The sequence below is a fragment of the Brevundimonas sp. genome (genome assembly GCF_036400995.1).
Lineage (GTDB): Bacteria > Pseudomonadota > Alphaproteobacteria > Caulobacterales > Caulobacteraceae > Brevundimonas.
This window is the reverse complement of the sequence record NZ_DASWWG010000075.1, coordinates 1-18029: the sequence shown is the minus strand read 5'-3', so window position 1 is coordinate 18029 and position 18029 is coordinate 1. Positions and strand designations below refer to the sequence as shown.

Here is an 18029-nt window from a genome sequence, read left to right as displayed (position 1 = left end):
CCACCCCTCGATCTGATCGAGCGGCCCGCGAACCCCTGCGCCGCCTACAGCCGGCGCAATCCCCACGAGACGCTCGCCGGCTTCCCTGCTAACGGAGCCTTCATGAGCGACCAGACCTTCAAGTCCGACTTCCTGCGCACCCTTCAGGCGCGCGGCTACATCCATCAGATCACCCACCCGACCGAGCTGGATGAAGCGGCGTCGAGCGGGATCGTCACGGCCTACATCGGCTTCGACGCCACCGCGCCCAGCCTGCACGTCGGCAGCCTGATCCAGATCATGATGCTGCGTCGCCTGCAGCAGGCCGGGCACAAGCCGGTGGTCCTGATGGGCGGCGGCACGACCAAGGTCGGCGACCCGACCGGCAAGGACGCCTCGCGCCCGCAACTGACCGACGCGGCCATCCAGGCCAACATCGACGGCATCCAGCAGGTCTTCGCCAAATTCCTGACCTTCGGCGACGGACCGACCGACGCCGTGATGGTCAACAATGACGAATGGCTCTCGCAGTTCGGCTACATCCAGTTCCTGCGCGACTTCGGCACCCACTTCACCGTGAACCGGATGCTGGCGTTCGACTCGGTCAAGCTGCGCCTCGAGCGCGAGCAGCCGATGACCTTCCTCGAGTTCAACTACATGCTGATGCAGTCGGTGGACTTCCTGGAGCTGAACCGCGCCCGCAACGTGACGCTCCAGATGGGCGGCTCGGACCAGTGGGGGAACATCACCTCGGGCGTCGATCTGGTCCGCCGCGTGGACCAGAAGGCCGCCTTCGGCCTGACCACCCCGCTGCTGACCACGGCCTCGGGCGGCAAGATGGGCAAGACGGCGCAGGGCGCCATCTGGCTGAATGCCGACCAGCTGAGCCCCTACGACTACTGGCAGTTCTGGCGGAACGCCGACGACGCCGACGTGGGCAAATTCCTGCGCCTGTTCACCGACCTGTCGCTGGACGAGATCGCCGCGCTGGAAGCCCTTGAAGGCGCGCAGATCAACGACGCCAAGAAGGCCCTGGCCGACGCCGCGACGACCATGCTGCACGGCGCCGAGGCCGCCGCGACCGCCCGCGCCGCCGCCGAGAGCGCCTTCGAGAAGGGCCAGCTGTCCGCCGACCTGCCGACCGTCGAGATCGCCCGTGACGAGGTCATCGGCGCCATGCTGGCCGCCGTCGCGACCAGGGCCGGTCTGACCGCCTCGAACGGCGAGGCCCGTCGTCTCGCCCAGGGCGGCGGCCTGCGTCTGAACGACGAGGCCATCGCCGACGGCGCGCGTCTGATCGAGGCTGCCGACATCAACGCCGACGGCGTCTTCAAGCTGGCTGCTGGCAAGAAGAAGATCGTTCTGGTGAGGCCCGTCTGATGACCGACATCACCGAAGGCATGAAGGCCCCTGCCTTCGACATGGCCACGGCCGACGGCGGTCGGGTCACGCTGGACGGGCTGAAGGGCAAGGCCGTGGTGGTCTATTTCTACCCCAAGGCCGACACGCCCGGCTGCACGACCGAGAGCCAGGACTTCTCGGTCCTGATCGGCGACTTCGAGGCCGCGAACGCGGTGGTCGTCGGCGTCTCGCGCGATCCGGTGAAGAAGCTGGCGCGCTTCCAGGCCAAGCATGATCTCAAGGTCGTGCTGGCCTCCGACGAGCCCGAGGACGTCACCCTCGGTTACGGCGTCTGGGTCGAGAAGAAGCTCTACGGCCGCGAGTACATGGGTATCGAGCGGGCCACCGTCCTGATCGACGGCGACGGCGTGGTGCGCCGCGTCTGGCGCAAGGTCTCCGTCAAGGGCCACGCCGCCGAAGTGCTCGCCGCCGTACAATCGCTCTGAACGCGGACGACGTCTCATCATCCAAGATGTAACGGCCGTTCCATAGATTCGCGGATACGCCTCGCAGGCGAATAATGGCCGCGAATACCGACGTTCTTCGCGTGAAGACGCGGCAGCGTGGTTAACAAGTCGTGAAGAGACTTGTCCCCGGTCTCCAGCCGTGGCTCATAACGTGCCGGGCGTGGGGGCGTTTGAGTATGGTCGAGCAGGAAACAGGAGGCAGGCGATCCCTGATCGGGCGCTGGTTTCCGACCCGCTACCTCTATCTTCGCGACGGCGATGCGGTGAAGGCCTGGGCCCTGACGCCGGCGCGCCAGATGCTGGCGGCGCTCGGCGCCGTGCTGATCGGCGGCTGGTTCCTGCTGGCCTCGGGCGGTTTCGCCCTCGACCTCGTCAGCCAGAGCGACGCCGACCGCAAGGTCGCCCGCGGCCGCGCCGAGGCGGAGCGCCTGAACGCCGACCTGCAGGCCCGGCTGGATTCGGCCGTCATCCGCATGAGCTCCAGCAGCGGCTCGATCGACGAGATGGCGCATCTGGTCGAGCGCCGCCACGCCGCCCTCAGCCGGGTGATGACCCTGTTCCACGGCGTCGAAGGCGCCCAGACCGCCCTGGCCCCGGCCGCCCCGCTGGATCCGGACCGCAGCACGCCGCTCCAGCGCGTGGTCGCCGTGCGCATGGATCAGGAGCGCCTGATCGCCCGGGCCGAGACGGTGGCGGGCACCCGCGCCGAGCGCCTTCGCCTGGCCTTCCGGCTGGCCGGCCTGAACCCCGCCGCCTACACGCCGCGCGAACCAGGCCTCGGCGGCCCGCTGATCGAGGCGCGCGATCCCCGCGCCCTGGCCGCCGTCCTGGATGTCGATGAAGCCTTCGCCGTGCGCATCCAGCACGCCGCCGACAGCCTGACCGACATGCGCCTGCTGGCCGACGCCGCGCAGGGCCTGCCCCTGCGCCGCCCCACCGTTGCCCGCACCACCTCCGGCTACGGCGTCCGCTTCGACCCCTTCAACGGCCGTCCCGCCGTCCATCAGGGCCAGGACTTCGCCGGGCCGCTGAACACCCCGATCTACGCCACGGCGCCCGGGATCGTGTCTTTTGTCGGTGTCCGTTCAGGGTATGGCAACGTCGTTGAGATAGACCACGGTCGCGGTTTCAAGACCCGCTTCGCCCATCTGAACTCCATGGCCGTGCAAACGGGCCAGCGTGTCATGCTTGGCCAGCGCATCGGCGCCATGGGAACCACCGGACGCTCCACCGGCGTTCACCTGCACTACGAAGTGTGGATGAACGGCCGCCCGCAAAACCCCGCCCGCTTCATGAGAGCCGGAGACCAACTTGTTCAACAAGACTAAATCCCCCGCCCCGCAGCCCCAGTCGCGTTCTGACTCCGGCTCCTCGATTCCGCCGCTGCCGGACCTGCCGGCTCCGGGCGCCGCGCCCGCTCCGGCCGCCCCGCGTCCCGCCGCCCCGGCCGTCGCCCAGCGCGGCCTGTCGACCCTGTCGTCGGACCTCCAGTTCGAGGGCAACGTCTCCGGTTCGGGCGACCTGCAGATCGACGGCCAGGTGAAGGGCGACGTCCGCGTCGGCCGCCTGATCGTCGGCGAGACCGGCGCCGTCGAGGGCAATGTCTCGGCTGACTACGTCGAGGTGCGCGGCCGCGTCGTCGGCGCCGTCTCGGGCAAGCAGGTCAAGCTGATCGCCACCGCCTACGTCGACGGCGACATCACCGCCGAGCAACTGTCGATCGACATCGGCGCCTACTTCCAGGGCCGTGTCCTGCAGGGCCGCCGCGAGGCCCCGGCCCCGGCCGCCGCCCCGGCGCCGACCCCGCGCCCGGTCGAACCGGCCCCGCAGATCATCGACATGAAGCCCCCCGCCGCCTGAGGCGGAGTGGCTGGTGGCTAGTGGCAGATTGCTCACCTTGGCCAACTAGCAATGAAAAAGGCCCCGGATCACTCCGGGGCCTTCGTCTTTTCAGCGCCAACGCCGGGCCAGTTCACTGGCCACCAGCCACTAGCCACTTCGATTACTCGACCGTGCTGCCCCGTGTCTCGCCCACGCGCGCGGCCAGGGCCGCGCCCATGAAGTCATCGAGGTCGCCGTCGAGGACGCCCTGGGTGTCCGAGGTTTCGACGTTGGTCCGCAGGTCCTTCACCATCTGGTACGGCTGCAGCACGTACGAGCGGATCTGGTGTCCCCAGCCGATGTCCGTCTTGGCGTCGGCCAAGGCCTGGGCGGCGGCCTCGCGCTTCTGCAGTTCCAACTCGTACAGACGGGCGCGGAGCATCTTCCACGCCTGTTCGCGGTTCTGGTGCTGCGAACGCCCGGCCTGACAGGCGACGACCGTATTGGTCGGCACGTGGGTCAGCCGAACGGCGGAGTCGGTCTTGTTGATGTGCTGACCGCCCGCGCCCGAGGCCCGGTAGGTATCGGTCCGCACATCCGACGGATTGATGTCGATCTCGATGGCGTCATCGACCACCGGTGACACCCCGATCGAGGCGAAGCTGGTGTGGCGCTTGGCGGCGGCGTCATAGGGGCTGATGCGGACCAGACGGTGCACGCCCGATTCCGACTTCAGCCAGCCGTAGGCGTTGGGGCCCTTCACCTGGATGGTGGCGGACTTGATCCCGGCCTGTTCCCCCGATTCCTCGGCCTCGACCTCGACCTCATAGCCGTGGGCGCGGGCCCAGCGGGTGTACATGCGCAGCAGCATGCCCGCCCAATCGTTGGACTCGGTGCCGCCGGCGCCGGAGTTCACTTCCAGATAGGCGTCGTTGCCGTCGGCCTCGCCGGACAGCAGGGCTTCCAGCTCGGCGCGGGCGGCGCGGTCCTTGATCGCCTTCAGGTCGGCGCGCGCGCCGTCCAGGGCGGCCTCGTCGCCTTCCTCATCGGCCATGTCGGCCAGCATGACCCCGTCCTCGAGGCCCTGCTCCATTTCCTTGACGGCGTTGACCTGGCCTTCCAGACGCGAGCGATCGCGGCTGACGGCCTGGGCCTCGTCGGGATTGTCCCACAGCGTCGGGTCCTCGACCCGCGCGTTCAGCTCATCGAGCTTTCTTAGAGCGACATCCCAGTCAAAGACGCCTCCTGAGCAGAGCAATGCTCTGCTCGATGTCGGCCTTCATGGCCTCGACATCCGGTCTCATCGCGAACTCCTGCGATCCAAAAGTGAGCGGCGGACATAGAGCGCGCCGCGGCAAAGGGAAAGAGCGGAGACCCGCTCCGTCCCTAGTAGAGGCCGTCCAGGTCGGCCGCCGGCTCCTTGCGGGGCGGCGGGGGCGTGGTCGGCGGCGGGGCGGTCTGCGGCGTCTGGCCGCTGGCCTCCTCCTCCTCACGGCGCAGGATATCCGTGTAGCTCTGCGGACCCAGCGGGATTTCCGGCGGAGCCTCCTCCTGCTCGCGACGGCGCTCGGTGCCCGGACGGAAGGCTTCCTCGATGCCGTTCACGGTGCGGAAGACCGCATTCTTGGGACGGACGAACGGGCGGGCGGGACGCTCGCGCAGGGCGACCTGCATGAACTCGGTGAAGACCGGCACCGGGCCGGTCGCGCCGGTCTCGCCGGAACCCAGCGGACGGTTGTCGTCGAAGCCGATGAAGACACCGACCACGATGTCCGACGAGAAGCCCACGAACCAGGCCGAGCGGTACTCATTGGTGGTGCCGGTCTTGCCGCCGACCCAGCGGCCGAGGCCACGGGCGCTGGCGGCGGTGCCGCGCTGGACCACGCCTTCCAGCATCGAGGCGACCTGGTAGGCGGTGATGGGATCGATCACCTGCTCGCCGCGCGCGTCCAGGCGTGGCGATTCCTGGCCGCTGAAGGCGCGTCCGCAATCGCGGCAGCGACGCTGGTCGGCGCGGAAGATGGTCTCGCCGTCGCGGTCCTGCACCATCTCTATGAGATAGGGCTCGATCCGGCGGCCGCCGTTGACGAAGGCGGCATAGGCCGCGGTCAGGCGGTAGGGGGTGGTCTCCCCTGCCCCGAGCGACACCGACAGGTTCGGCTGCAGGTCGTCCGCGACCCCCATCTTCTCGGCCAGCGACACGACATTGTTCATGCCGATGTCCTGCGCCAGACGCACGGTCATGACGTTGCGCGACAGTTCCAGGCCCCGGCGCAGGCTCTGCGGGCCGTAGTATTCGCGGCTGTAGTTCTCGGGGCTCCAGCGGGTGCCGTTCGGGCCGCCGGCGAAGCTGATCGGAGCGTCCAGCACGATCGAGGCCGGGGTGTAGTCGCCCTCCAGCGCCGTCGCATAGACGAAGGGCTTGAAGGCCGAACCCGGCTGACGACGCGCCTGGGTCGCGCGGTTGAAGCTGGACAGGGCATAGGAATAGCCGCCGACCATGGCCAGCACCCGGCCGGACTGGGGCTCGATCGCCACCAGGGCGCCGTTCACGCGCGGCACCTGCTTCAGGGCGTACTGGCCGCTGCTGCGTTCGACGAAGATCAGGTCGCCCCGCTTCAGCGGACGGTTGGCGTTGGCCCAGGCGGCGTCGGCGGTCAGCAGGTAGCCGACGTTGTCGTCCTTGGCGCTGCGGATGCGGACGCTGTTGCCGGCCACGTTCTCGACGGCGGCGGCCTCCCAACTGCGGCGCTCGGGCGGACGGGTCTGCCGCAGCGCCTCGGCCTGCCAGCCGTCGGCGAAGTCGGTCGTGCCCCACGCCCCGCGCCAGCCGTGGCGGCGGTCGTAGTTCTCCAGCCCCTTCATCAGGGCGTCGCGCGCGGCCGACTGCAGCTTCGGGTCCAGCGTCGTGCGCATGTAATAGCCGCCGCGGTTCACCTCATCGGCGCCGAACTGGCGGATGGCCTGACGACGGGCTTCCTCGACGAAGAAGTCGGCGTCGGCGTACTGGGCCCGGCGCGGCGCGTCCTGGGTGCTCAGCGGGCGGGCCTGCCCCGTGGCCACCTGCTCGGGCGTCAGGAAGCCGTTCTCGCCCATCTCGGACAGCACCCAGTCCCGACGGCCCTTGGCCGCGCCCGGATGACGCTTGGGATGATAGTTGTTCGGCCCCTTGGGCAGGGCGGCGAGGAAGGCCGCCTCGTCCGGCGTCAGCTGGTCCAGCGACTTGCCGAAATAGTTGTAGGCGGCCGCGGCGACGCCGAACGACCGGTAGCCGAGGTAGATTTCGTTCAGATACAGCTCGAGGATCTGCTGCTTGGTCAGCGTCGCCTCGAGACGGTTGGCCAGAATCGCCTCCTTCACCTTGCGGTTCAGGCTGGATTCGTTGGTCAGCAGCACGTTCTTGGCGACCTGCTGGGTGATGGTCGAGCCGCCTTCCAGACGCCGCCCGGTCAGGGCGTTGAAGACGTTCTTGAACATGGCCCGGCCCAGGCCCGAGACGTCGATGCCGCCGTGCTCGAAGAAACGGCTGTCCTCGGCGGACAGGAAGGCCTGGATGACCGGCAGGGGGATCTGCTCGTACTGGACGTAGATCCGGCGCTCGTCCGAGAACTCGCCGATCAGGGTCCCGTCGCCCGCATAGACTCGCGTCGCCGTCGCCGGGCGGTAATCCGCCAGCTCGGAGGCGTCCGGCAGGTCATGGAACAGCCAGGCGGCGTAGATGGTGACGATCAGGCCCGCCAGCGTGATCGCGCCGAGCAGGCCTACGCCCGCCAGCACGAACCAGCGTTCGGCGATCTTGAGGCCCTTGATGTTCAGAAAGCGCGGCTGCGGCATGACGCCGGTTTAGACCGCGTTGGTCACGTCCGCCAGAGGACCTGTGGATGGGCCGTTGCGACGCTCCAGCTCCTGTCGCGCCGCGGCCACGACATCGGCGTCCATATCCGACTGCCCGGACATCCAGCGCAGATAGTCCGCGGGGGCGTCCGACCAGCGGCTGCCGCGATGCTTGCCGAACGGAATCCGGTCCAGCCGACGCGGCTCGCGGGTCCATTCGATCATCTGCTCGACCGTCGCCTCCTTCAGCAGATCGATCAGCAGGTGGGCCGTCACCCAGGCGTCGGGGCCCGCCCGGTGGGCCGGATTGGCGACCGCCGGGTCCAGCTTCAGGCCCCGCCAGTAGCGCAGCACCTGGTTGGAGTGCCCCGGCGCCTGCGGCCAGACCGCCTTGGCCGACCGCACCGTGCAGATCCACGGCAGGCCGCCGTGGGCGGTGTCGGCGATGAAGTTGCGCTCGAACTGGGCCGCGTGGGCGACCATCACATCCGCGGGCTCGGCGAACATCTCGCGCAGCGCGTATTCGTCGCAGTGCGGATCATCGGGGCTGAAATCGTCGGGCGTCAGGTGGTGCACCGCCATCGCGTGGACCGAAATCTCGCCGCGCGGGCGAAACAGCCGGGTCACCGGCGGCAGGGCGCGCCAGCCCTCCCCGTCCCGGACGACGTCGACGAAGCCGACCTCGATGATTTCGGCGGTCCGGTCTCCACCGGTGGTTTCAAGGTCCACGACACGCAGGCGCATGGTCCCCAGATAGCCGCTTCAGGCCGCCGAGGCGACCTCGGGCGTCAGGGCTGGCCGGCGTCGCCGGTCGAAGCCACCTGCAGGGCGCCGGTCGGGGCGGCGAAATAGCCGTCGATCCCGGCCGCCACCGCGCGCATCAGGCGGCGGCGGGCGCGCGTGTCGGTCAGCAGGCGCTCGTCCTCGGGATTGGTGATGTAGCCCATCTCCAGCAGCACGGCGGGCACGTCCGGGGCCAGCAGGACCGCCAGACCGGCGTCGCGATGGCTGCGGCGCAGCAACGGATGATCCGCCGCCTCGATCTCGCCCAGCAGGCTGCGGGCCAGCACCGCCGAGCGGTTCTGGGTCGCGCGCTGGGTCATGTCCAGCAGGATGCGGTCCACCGAGGCGTCGCGCCCCGGCAGGTTCAGGCTGCGGTGCCAGTTCTCGTCGGCGGTAATCTCGCGCACGGCCCGGCCCGCGCCCTGTTCCGACAGGGTGTAGACGCTGGCCCCGCGCGTGGCCGGATCGGCGATGGCGTCGGCGTGCAGGGAGATAAAGAGATCGGCGCCCGCCTGACGGGCGATGGCCACCCGGCGGTTCAGGCCGACATAGACGTCGCTGTCACGGGTCAGGCGCACGCGATAACGGCCCGAGCGCTCCAGCTCCTGCTTCAGGGCCAGGGCGGCGGCCAGGGTGACGTCGGCCTCCTCCGCATGGGCGCCGCGGGCGCCCGGATCACGGCCGCCGTGCCCGGCGTCGATATAGATCAGCGGCCGTTCCGTCGCGCGCGGCGCGGTCCGCGGCGCCGGACGCGCGGTCGGCGCCCGGCCGGTGGCCTTCAGGTCGATGACGTAACGATAGTGGTCCACCCCGTCGCCGGGCGGCAGCAGGAAGCGGCGCTCGATCTCGGCGCTGACCGCCAGATCCAGCTCGACGCGCGACGAGCCGCCCGCGCCGGCGACGCGATAGCCGCGCACCAGTCCCACGCCCGTCCCGGACATGCCGCGCCGCGCCGCAACACCCGACAGGGACACGACCACACGCCCGTCGGCGCCCGGCTGGATCACCTGTCCGCGCGAGGTGCGGTCCAGATCGACGACCACGCGGGTGCGCTCGGCGTCGCCGCCAAAGCGGACCCGGATCACCTCGCCCATCGCGCCGGAGGCCAGCCCGCGCCCGGCGACCAGCACGGCGACGCAGAAGACGACGAAGGCAAGCGCCGTCATCGCCCATTCGCGGACGCCCCACTGCGACAGCCTGATACGCGACAAGGCGCTCATGCGACGGACAACCAACCTTTCGATTGGAGGCATCCTGCACGAACGAGGTCGACAACGGGTTAAGGCCGATGCGCCTTTTAATTCACGTTTCCAGTGACTATGCTTTGTCCGCTTGCGAATGATCGCGTCCGCCCGCTCTGCCGGGTCCGGGATGCGCCCTCCTCGCAGCGCTGCTTTCACTGATCCGAGGATTGCCCGGCCTTCACAGGCGACAATCCGACGAACCGGGCCCGCAACGCCGCCTTATAGACAGGCGCGGAAGGGTCCAGGACCGAACCGACCCATGGGCGCATACGCCAGCCTCAACCTCCGGTCAGATGTGACCGATTTCGCCCGCGGCGCTCGCCGTGGCGACGAGGCGTCAACGGCCCGCGCCAACCCCACACCCATTCGGCGAGCCGCCGCGTCCCTCAGCCACGCGCTGACCGGACCGGCCCGAGCGCGCCAGAGAGAGACTATTGATGTCAAAGACCATGTTGATCGATGCGGCGCACGCGGAAGAAACCCGCGTCGCGATCGTCGAGGGCCGTCAGGTCGAGGAATTCGACTTTGAATCCCGCGCGAAGCGCCAGCTTCGCGGCAACATCTATCTCGCCAAGGTCACCCGCGTAGAGCCCAGCCTGCAGGCTGCGTTCGTGGAGTACGGCGGCAATCGCCACGGCTTCCTGGCGTTCAACGAAATCCACCCCGACTACTACCAGATCCCGGTCGCCGACCGCGAAGCCATCATGGCCGAGGCTCACTCGGAAGAGGATGAGCACGACGATCTGGGCCGCGAGAGCGACGACGGGGAACACGAGGGCGGCCTCGCCGACGAGGAACGCCTGAAGCGTCGCCTGATGCGCCGCTACAAGATCCAGGACGTCATCAAGCGCCGCCAGATCCTGCTGGTGCAGGTCGTCAAGGACGAGCGCGGCGGCAAGGGCGCGGCCCTGACCACCTGGCTGTCGCTGGCCGGCCGTTACTGCGTGCTCATGCCCAACACCGGCAAGGGCGGCGGCATCTCGCGCAAGATCACCAACACCTCGGACCGCAAGCGCCTGAAGGCCGCCGCCGCCGCGCTGCAGGTGCCGCAGGGCATGGGCCTGATCATCCGCACCGCGGGCGCCAAGCGCACCAAGGCCGAGATCAAGCGCGACTACGAATATCTGCTGCGCCTGTGGGAGACGATCCGCGAGACCACCCTCGCCTCGAACGCCCCGGCGATGATCTACGAGGAAGAGAACCTCGTCCGCCGCGCCGTCCGCGACATGTTCGACAAGGATTTCGACGGCATCCAGGTCGAGGGCGTGCAGGGCTTCAAGGAAGCCCGCGACTTCATGCGGGTGCTGATGCCCTCGCAGGCGAAGAAGGTGCACCTGTACCAGGGCTCGCGCCCGCTGTTCGCTTCGAACGGCATTGAAGAGACCCTGACCCAGATCCACCAGCCGGTCGTGCCGCTGAAGTCGGGCGGCTATCTGGTCATCAACCAGACCGAGGCGCTGGTCGCCATCGACGTGAACTCGGGCCGCGCCACCAAGGAGCGGAACGTCGAGGCCACGGCCTTCAAGACGAACATGGAGGCCGCCGCCGAGGCCGCCCGCCAGCTGCGCCTGCGCGACCTCGCCGGCCTGATCGTCATCGACTTCATCGACATGGATGAAGGCAAGAACAACCGCGCCGTCGAGAAGGTGCTGAAGGACGCCCTGGCCAAGGATCGCGCCCGCATCCAGATGGGTCGCATCTCGGGCTTCGGCCTGATGGAAATCAGCCGTCAGCGCCGCCGTCTGGGCGTGATCGAGGGCGCCACCGAGGTTTGCCCGCACTGTCAGGGCGCCGGCCGCATCCGCTCGGCGGAGAGCGCCGCCCTGGTCACCCTGCGCGCCGTGGACATCGAGGCCGGCAAGAACGGCGCAGGTTCGGTGAACCTGCGCGTCTGCACCGCCGTGGCCCTCTACATCCTGAACCACAAGCGGGACTATCTGCAGAGCCTGCTGGTCCAGCGCGGCCTGAACGTGGTCATCCTGATCGACGACACCCTGGGCCAGGGCGAAAGCACCATCGAACGGACCGAGACCAACGAGGACTTCGTCGCGCCGGAAGGCGCCGAGCCCTTCATCGATCTGGACGACGACTTCGACGACAGCGCCTGGTCCGAGGAAGAGGACGAGGAAGACGACGAAGTCATCGAGGGCGATGAGGACGAGGACGACCTCGCCCGCGAGGACGAGGACGACGATCAGCCGCGCGAACGCGCCGAGCGTCATGACGGCGAGCGCGGCGGTCGCCGTCGCCGTCGTCGCGGCGGTCGCCGGGACGAGTCCGAAGGCGAAGAGGTCGCCGCCGCCCAAGGTGATGACGAGGACGACGGCGAAGGCGGTCGTCGCCGCCGTCGCGGCCGCCGCGGCGGACGCCGGATGCGCGAGGAAGGCGGCGTCGAGCGCGATTCCTTCTTCTGGGTCCGCGGCCGCACCCCGTCGCTGGACGATCCCTATGTCTGGTTCGACCCGATCAACCCCGAACGCGCTCCGCGCGCCGAGAAGGCCGCCGCGACCGAGACGCCTGCTTCGGACGTCGATGAGGTCATCGGCGAACGTCCCGAGGGCGAAGTCGGCGGCGAACGCGGCGGACGCTCGCGTCGTCGTCGCGGTCGTGGCCGCGGCCGGGATCGCGGTTCCGAGGCCGGCCTGACCCACGAGGTCAAGGTCGAGACCCGCGCCACCAACGAGGGCATGCCCGCCGACGGCTCGCCGGACACCCCGGCCGCCGTGGTCATCCCGGACGCCGTCGCTGACGCCGAAGCCGCCCCGGTCGTGACCGAGGAGCCCAAGCGTCGCCGCGTGCGCCGCAAGGTCTCCGCCTCGGCAACCCCGGCGTCGGACGAAGCCCCGCTGTCGACGGTCGAACCGAACGAGATCGAACCGGTCGGCGAGCCCGTCACCCTCGACGTCGCGCCGAACACGGTCGTGACGCCCGAGCCGGAAGCGGTCGCCGAGGCCATCTCCGAGCCGGTTCCGGCCGAGGTCGTCGAGCCCGTCGCGGCCCCGAAGCCCGAGGTCGACGTCGCGGCCCTGATCGCCGAGGATCCGAACCAGATCGCCGCACCCCCCGAAAAGCCCAAGCGTGGGTGGTGGCGCCGCTGAAAGGTCACGATTAGATTGTGACCATCACGACGGACGGGGGCGTCCGGGTTCAGAGGAGTTCGCCATGAGCTGGCTGTCTCGCACCGCCGCCCGTCTTGTCGGGGCCACCGCCGCCGCCAGCCTTGTGCTGGCGGCGGCGTCGCCCGCCTCGGCCCAGAGCGCGATCCGCGACACCGAGATCGAATCGATCATCCAGGAGTGGTCCGACCCGGTCTTCGTGGCCATGGGTCTGGAGCCGTCCGAGATCGAGATCCTGCTGATCAACGAATCGGACCTGAACGCCTTCGCCACGCGGGGCCGGATCATGGGCCTGAACACCGGCCTGATCCTGCGCACCCGCAACGCCAACGAGCTTCTGGGCGTGATCGCCCACGAGGCGGGGCACATCAAGAACCGCCACACCCTGCGCGACGGCGCGCAACAGGCGGGCATGCAGCCCCTGCTGATGACCATGGCCCTGGGCGCCCTGGCCATCGCCGCCGGCGCGCCGGACGCGGGCGCCGTCCTGCTGGGCAACAGCCAGTATTTCGGCACCCTCAGCGCCCTGCGCTACATGACCCACCAGGAAGGCGAGGCCGACAACACCGGCGCCCGCGCCCTGGAACGAGCCGGTGAATCGGGTCGGGGCCTGCTGACCTTCTTCGAGAATTTCCGCTCGCAGGAAGTCTTCTCGGACGCCCGCCGCTATCCGTATTTCCGCAGCCACCCGCTGTCGTCGGACCGGATCGAAAACCTGCGCCGCCTCGTCGCAGAGCAGCCGCACTACAATCATCAGGACAGCCCCGAGCGCATCGCCCAGCACGCGCTGATCCTGGCCAAGATCCACGCCTTCATGGACGCGCCGAACACCACCCTGCGCGCCTATCCCGAAACCGACACCAGTCTGCCGGCCCGCTATGCCCGCGCCATCGCCTGGTATCGTGACGGCCAGACCGACCGCGCGCTGAACGCCGTGGACGTCCTGCTGTCCGAGCAGCCCGAGAACCCCTACTTCTGGGAGCTGAAGGGCCAGATCCTGTTCGAGGAAGGCCGCCCGGCCGAGGCCATCGGCGCCCACCAGCGCTCGGTCGAGCTGAAGCCCGACGCCCCGCTGCTGCGCATCAACCTGGCCCACGCCATGATCGAGACCCAGGACCAGGCCCAGATCGCCCTGGCCGTCGACCAGCTGAAGCGCGCGGTGGCCCTGGAGTCCGACAACACCATGGGCTGGCGCCTGCTGTCGCAGGCCTACGCCAGCCAGGGCAAGGAGGGCGAGGCCCGTCTGGCCTCGGCCGAGATGTATTTCGCCATGGGCGCCGAGCAGCAGGCCACCCAGTTCGCCCTGCGCGCCCGGGACATGCTGACGCCCGGCTCGTCCGACTGGACGCGGGCGATGGACATCGTCTTCGCCTCGGGCGCCACCCAGGACGACGTCGACGACCTCGACCGCCGCAACAGCCGCAACCGCCCCGTGGTGGTTCCGGCCTCCAGCTGATCCGCCCCGAAAGAGTTCATGACCGACGAAACGCCTGAGCCCCGCCCCGAGGTCCCCTCGGCCCTGTCCCGTTTCCTGGCCTCGCCCCGCGCGGGCGTCGCGGCGCTGGCGGTTTCGGTCGTGGCCCTGGGTCTGGCGGCGTTTCCCTACGTCAGCGGCGCCGGAACCTCGGACGCCGCGATCCGCAGCTATCTGCTGAACCATCCCGAGATGCTTCAGGAGATGAGCAACGCCCTGCAGGCCAAGCAGAACACCGCCCTGGCCGACGCCATCACCCGTCGCGCCGCCCTGAGCCCGTCCCTGCTGGCCGCCGACACCCGCGACGCGGCCTTCGGACCGGTGGACGCCAAGGTCACCGTGATCGAGTTCTTCGACTTCCGCTGCCCGGGCTGCAAGGCGACCGCGCCGGACGTCCTGCGGATCATGCAGGCCCATCCGGACGTCCGCTTCGTCTTCAAGGACTGGCCCATCCTGGACCGCGGCGATCCCTCGGGTCCCTCGCACTACGCCGCCCGCGCGGCGCAGGCGGCGCACGATCAGGGCAAATACCTGCCGGTCTTCCGCGCCCTGATGGCCGAGGGCGACCTGACCCAGGAGTCGATCGACGCCATCCTGGTGGCCAACGGCGTTTCGCTGGAGGCCGCCCATGCCGCCATCGCCAGCACCGACATGACCCGCCACCTGGTCGACACCGACACGGCGGCCATGGCGCTCGGCCTGCAGGCAACCCCGACCTTCATCATCAACGGCCGGGCCATGACCAGCATCCAGCCCGAGGCCATCGACCGCGCGATCCGCGAGGCCAAGGCCCGCTAGGGTCGATCAGGCCAGCCGCAGGTCCATCTCGCCGCCGACCCATTCGATCCGGGACCGGCGCAGGGCCTCGGCCGCCGCATCGCGGTCGCCCAGCGCCTGTTCAGCCCGGGACAGCACGAAATAGCTGTACGGGTCGTTCGGCCAGTCCTCGAGCAGGTCCAGCACCTTGGCCCGGGCCGCCGCGGCGTCGCCCTTCAACAACAGGGCCGCGGCCAGGCTCCGGCGGGTCGGGTACCAGATGGCGGGCGGGTCGCCGCCCTCCTCGCCCTGCCCCTGGATCGCGGCCGCGCGGGTGAAGGCCGCCACGGCGGCGTCGGCGTCACCCTCGATCATCGCCGCCCGGCCTTCCAGCACGCGCTGGAACAGTTCGGTAAAATCGGCCGCAGACGCGCCGGCGGGGAAGCCTTCGTCCTTCCGCAGGCCCTCGATCGCCTGCGCCTCGGCCCGGACGGCGGCTGCATCCCCGGCCCGCGCCGCGGCCTCGCCCCGGGCGTAGCGCCAGCTGATCCGCAGCATCGGCTTGTTCGCCGGCGGCTCGGCCAGCGCCGCGACCTGCTCGGGCGTTCCGAAGCGGCCGTAGACGGCATAGGCGTTGTTGGTGACCATCTGCCGCCAGACATTGCCCGCATCGACGTCCGGATAGGTCGCCAGATACCATTGGGCCAAGGCAAGCCCCGGCTCGGCCCCGCCCGCCATCAGGGCGCCGCCCATGCCGAAGTGGATGTTGTGGCCGTGCAGCGGCATGCCCGGCACCCCGCCCGGCGGCCGCGCCAGCTGGTCGTAGCGTCGGTCCAGCGCCACCGCGTTGACGTTCGACATCATCGCGTCGCGATACCGGCCGACCCGGTAGAAGGTGTGCGACGGCATATGCACCAGATGGCTCGCGCCCGGCGCCAGGGCGGCCAGCCGCTCGCCATAGGGGATGGCCTTGTGCGGGTCGTCCGACCATTCGGTCAGGTGGATGTACAGGTGGATCGCACCGGGATCGTCGGGGGCGTAGGCCAGCGCCTGCTCGAGGATCTCCATGGCGCGGCTGATGCCCGGATCGGCGGGTTTGCCCTCGTCGTCCCACCAGTCCTCGGCCTTCAGCATCCAGGCGTCCGCGGTGATCGCCGCAACGGTGACGTCCTGCGGATTGCGCCGCGCGATGCGGTCCATCGCCTCGGCGAACCGTCTGGCGCGGGTCGGCTCCCGACCGGAGTAGCGCTGGATCAGGGCGTCGATCATCTGGCGCTGCATGGGGGTGGCGCGGCGAGCCATGCGGCGGGCGTCGCGCGCCGCCTTCAAGGCCGCGAGCCGGCTGTCCTCGTCATTGCCGCCGCCGTTCAGGTTCGGCCCCAGCGCCCACGCCTCGCCCCAGGCGCACATGGCGCAGGTCGGGTCCAGAAGTCGCGCCTTGCGGAAGGCCCGGACGGCCTCCTTGTGCTCGAACGCCCAGCGCAGGCGGACGCCGTGGTTGAACCAGGCCTGGGCCTCGGGGTGGGTGGTGTCGATCGTGAAGCCGCCGCTGCCGAAGCCGTCGACCATGACCATGTCGGCCACCGGCGTTCCGGAGTTGGCGGAGTCCGCCCGCCCGCAGATTTGCGGACGTTCGATGGCCTCGCGCACGGCCCGGTCCGTGGTCGCGTCCGCCACGGCGGCGGGGGCGAACACGATCGCCGCCAGCGCCACGCCGCCCATCAGGATGCGTTTCATGGATCCCTCTCCCCTGCCCCGGCGTAATCTGACGGGTCAGGGGAGGTTCGCCAAGCCTAGCCGCAGTCGACCCGCTCGATGACGCCGGTCGACTGGTTGAACCAGACATTCAGCCGGTCCGGACGGTAGTCGCGCGTGGTCGGGCAGGTGGTGCAGACGATGCGCACATTGGCGCCGGGCGCGAAATCGACCGCCCCGACGTGGCTGCCGATCAGGGACCGGGCCCCGGCGGCGTCGCAGGTCTGCGGCCCGCCCGGCCCCGACGACGGCGCCTCGACCGGAGCGCAGGCTCCGGCCGCGAGGACGACCGTCGCGGCGGCGAGGATCAGCCGCATTTGACCTGACGGATCACGCCCGTCGCCTCGTCGTACACGATGTTCAGGCGACGCGGGTTGTAGTCCATGGTCACCGGACAGGTGGTGCAGCTGACCCGCCAGGTTTCGCCCGCGGGGGTCTGCGGCAGTTCGGAGCGGTTGCGCCCGACGTAGCGCTGGTACTGGTCGGCCTTGCAGGCCGCCGGGCCGTCATCCGGCAGGGTCGGAACGGGGTCGGAACCGTCCATCGGCGCACAGGCGGACAGCAGTCCGGCGGCGGCCAGGCTCAGCATCAGAACTCTCATCGGCTTTCTCCCTCTGGAAGGTTCAACTCACCCGCAGCGGACCTGTTCAACCACATGGGTCTGCGCATTGAAAAAGATGTTCAGGCGATACGGCGAAAAGTCCTCGGTCACCGGGCAGGTCGTGCAGGTCACGCGCCGGTTCACCACCTCGACGGGCACCGGGATCTCGGTCTTCGGACGCCCCACCAGATATTGCAGCTCACCGGCCCGGCACAGGTCGGCGTTCGGGTTCCGCGGGGTGCGGGCGCCGATCGGCTGGCTCTGCTCCGCCGCCTCGACCGCGCGCGACGCGGGCGTTTCAGACGCCGGCGTCGACGAGCACGCCGCCAGCGCCGTCAGCGCGATCAGGCCGCCTTTTCCCAGCGCCCCTCGGGCGACTGTTTCCAGTAGGCGAGGTTGGCCCCGGCCTCCTTCAACGACTTCCAGCGGGCCCGCGCGCCGTGCAGCGACGCCTCGTCGCGTCCGTCGAAGATGATGAAGCATCGTTCCAGGCTCTCCGTATCGCCAAGCTCTGCGCCGTCCACGATGAACAGCGCCTGAGCGGCGTTCGGGTTCTCAAGGCTTTCGGTCAACAGCACCGGCTGACGCTCGGCGTTCGGCTCGGAGGCCCGGCCGTGCGCCAGAAAACTGTCGTCCCGCCAGGTCCACAAATGGTCGTCGAGATCGTCGAGCAGCCGCGCGTCCGTCGCGCGCACCACCGCCTTCCAGCCCCGCTCGCGCGTCTTCTCCAGCAGGCCCGGCAGGACCTCGCCGAGGCTGGAGCGCTCCAGGTGGTAAAACCAGATTTCGGGTGAAGCG

General features: G+C 69.6%; 16 protein-coding genes. 7 read left to right on the top strand and 9 right to left on the bottom strand.

The genetic code is table 11. The features are described from left to right. The first annotated feature begins 102 nt into the window (after positions 1–102). The 4 genes from tyrS to VGE03_RS10925 all read left to right on the top strand — a co-directional run bounded on the left by tyrS (position 103) and on the right by VGE03_RS10925 (position 3707). On the top strand, positions 103–1359 hold the full coding sequence (tyrS, locus tag VGE03_RS10940; RefSeq protein ID WP_331046503.1) for a tyrosine--tRNA ligase: 1257 nt from the start codon (positions 103–105) through the stop codon (positions 1357–1359). Beyond that, positions 1359–1826: a peroxiredoxin gene (locus tag VGE03_RS10935; protein ID WP_331046502.1), complete on the top strand. Its 468-nt coding sequence runs from the start codon at positions 1359–1361 to the stop codon at positions 1824–1826. The genes tyrS and VGE03_RS10935 overlap by 1 nt, the downstream gene beginning before the upstream one ends. A 197-nt stretch (positions 1827–2023) precedes the next feature. Next, entirely contained in the window at positions 2024–3175 is a 1152-nt protein-coding gene (locus VGE03_RS10930; protein ID WP_331046501.1) for a M23 family metallopeptidase, read from the top strand. Continuing rightward, complete coding sequence (locus VGE03_RS10925) at positions 3159–3707, top strand: polymer-forming cytoskeletal protein (RefSeq protein ID WP_331046500.1); 549 nt, start codon at positions 3159–3161, stop codon at positions 3705–3707. Before VGE03_RS10930 ends, VGE03_RS10925 begins: the two co-directional genes overlap by 17 nt. Before the next feature lie 142 nt (positions 3708–3849). Here VGE03_RS10925 and prfB read toward each other — a convergent pair. The 4 genes from prfB to VGE03_RS10905 form a co-directional block, all read right to left on the bottom strand. Then, positions 3850–4972 (bottom strand): peptide chain release factor 2 gene (gene prfB / locus VGE03_RS10920; protein ID WP_331046499.1). Its coding sequence is split into 2 segments (ribosomal slippage): positions 3850–4902 and positions 4904–4972, totalling 1122 coding nucleotides; the frame shifts between segments, so codons are not numbered across the junction. 82 nt (positions 4973–5054) lie between these two features. Then, positions 5055–7502: a penicillin-binding protein 1A gene (locus tag VGE03_RS10915; RefSeq protein ID WP_331046498.1), complete on the bottom strand. Its 2448-nt coding sequence runs from the start codon at positions 7500–7502 to the stop codon at positions 5055–5057. Positions 7503–7511: 9 nt separating this feature from the next. Then, complete coding sequence (locus VGE03_RS10910) at positions 7512–8246, bottom strand: exonuclease domain-containing protein (RefSeq protein ID WP_331046497.1); 735 nt, start codon at positions 8244–8246, stop codon at positions 7512–7514. A gap of 44 nt (positions 8247–8290) precedes the next feature. After that, entirely contained in the window at positions 8291–9505 is a 1215-nt protein-coding gene (locus tag VGE03_RS10905; RefSeq protein WP_414644933.1) for an N-acetylmuramoyl-L-alanine amidase family protein, read from the bottom strand. A 461-nt stretch (positions 9506–9966) separates the two neighbouring features. Here VGE03_RS10905 and VGE03_RS10900 point away from each other — a divergent pair, with 461 nt between their 5' ends. From VGE03_RS10900 to VGE03_RS10890, 3 genes are all read left to right on the top strand, one after another. Then, on the top strand, positions 9967–12627 hold the full coding sequence (locus VGE03_RS10900) for an Rne/Rng family ribonuclease (protein ID WP_331046495.1): 2661 nt from the start codon (positions 9967–9969) through the stop codon (positions 12625–12627). 64 nt (positions 12628–12691) lie between these two features. Next, positions 12692–14101 (top strand): M48 family metalloprotease, encoded by a 1410-nt coding sequence (locus VGE03_RS10895; protein WP_331046494.1) that lies wholly within the window; start codon positions 12692–12694, stop codon positions 14099–14101. A gap of 18 nt (positions 14102–14119) precedes the next feature. Continuing rightward, entirely contained in the window at positions 14120–14917 is a 798-nt protein-coding gene (locus VGE03_RS10890) for a thioredoxin domain-containing protein (RefSeq protein ID WP_331046493.1), read from the top strand. Positions 14918–14923: 6 nt separating this feature from the next. Here VGE03_RS10890 and VGE03_RS10885 read toward each other — a convergent pair whose 3' ends face one another. The 5 genes from VGE03_RS10885 to VGE03_RS10865 are packed head-to-tail and all read right to left on the bottom strand — an operon-like array spanning position 14924 to position 18016. Further along, entirely contained in the window at positions 14924–16612 is a 1689-nt protein-coding gene (locus tag VGE03_RS10885) for a hypothetical protein (RefSeq protein ID WP_331046492.1), read from the bottom strand. Positions 16613–16668: 56 nt separating this feature from the next. Next, entirely contained in the window at positions 16669–16947 is a 279-nt protein-coding gene (locus tag VGE03_RS10880; protein WP_331046491.1) for a hypothetical protein, read from the bottom strand. Next, on the bottom strand, positions 16938–17231 hold the full coding sequence (locus VGE03_RS10875; RefSeq protein WP_331046490.1) for an I78 family peptidase inhibitor: 294 nt from the start codon (positions 17229–17231) through the stop codon (positions 16938–16940). The genes VGE03_RS10880 and VGE03_RS10875 overlap by 10 nt, the downstream gene beginning before the upstream one ends. Before the next feature lie 27 nt (positions 17232–17258). Continuing rightward, a complete protein-coding gene (locus VGE03_RS10870; RefSeq protein ID WP_414644935.1) occupies positions 17259–17594 on the bottom strand; it encodes a hypothetical protein in 336 nt (111 codons plus the stop codon). After that, positions 17576–18016 (bottom strand): DNA polymerase III subunit chi, encoded by a 441-nt coding sequence (locus VGE03_RS10865; RefSeq protein ID WP_414644934.1) that lies wholly within the window; start codon positions 18014–18016, stop codon positions 17576–17578. The genes VGE03_RS10870 and VGE03_RS10865 overlap by 19 nt, the downstream gene beginning before the upstream one ends. Between the last annotated feature and the right edge of the window lie 13 nt (positions 18017–18029).

Bases quoted from the DNA above. Each gene is read 5' to 3' on its own strand.
- VGE03_RS10880 (WP_331046491.1), bottom strand. From the start codon at position 16,947: ATGCGGCTGATCCTCGCCGCCGCGACGGTCGTCCTCGCGGCCGGAGCC.
- VGE03_RS10905 (WP_414644933.1), bottom strand. From the start codon at position 9,505: ATGAGCGCCTTGTCGCGTATCAGGCTGTCGCAGTGGGGCGTCCGCGAA.
- VGE03_RS10935 (WP_331046502.1), top strand. From the start codon at position 1,359: ATGACCGACATCACCGAAGGCATGAAGGCCCCTGCCTTCGACATGGCC.
- VGE03_RS10885 (WP_331046492.1), bottom strand. From the start codon at position 16,612: ATGAAACGCATCCTGATGGGCGGCGTGGCGCTGGCGGCGATCGTGTTC.
- tyrS (WP_331046503.1), top strand. From the start codon at position 103: ATGAGCGACCAGACCTTCAAGTCCGACTTCCTGCGCACCCTTCAGGCG.
- VGE03_RS10900 (WP_331046495.1), top strand. From the start codon at position 9,967: ATGTCAAAGACCATGTTGATCGATGCGGCGCACGCGGAAGAAACCCGC.
- VGE03_RS10910 (WP_331046497.1), bottom strand. From the start codon at position 8,246: ATGCGCCTGCGTGTCGTGGACCTTGAAACCACCGGTGGAGACCGGACC.
- VGE03_RS10890 (WP_331046493.1), top strand. From the start codon at position 14,120: ATGACCGACGAAACGCCTGAGCCCCGCCCCGAGGTCCCCTCGGCCCTG.
- VGE03_RS10915 (WP_331046498.1), bottom strand. From the start codon at position 7,502: ATGCCGCAGCCGCGCTTTCTGAACATCAAGGGCCTCAAGATCGCCGAA.
- VGE03_RS10895 (WP_331046494.1), top strand. From the start codon at position 12,692: ATGAGCTGGCTGTCTCGCACCGCCGCCCGTCTTGTCGGGGCCACCGCC.
- VGE03_RS10875 (WP_331046490.1), bottom strand. From the start codon at position 17,231: ATGAGAGTTCTGATGCTGAGCCTGGCCGCCGCCGGACTGCTGTCCGCC.
- VGE03_RS10930 (WP_331046501.1), top strand. From the start codon at position 2,024: ATGGTCGAGCAGGAAACAGGAGGCAGGCGATCCCTGATCGGGCGCTGG.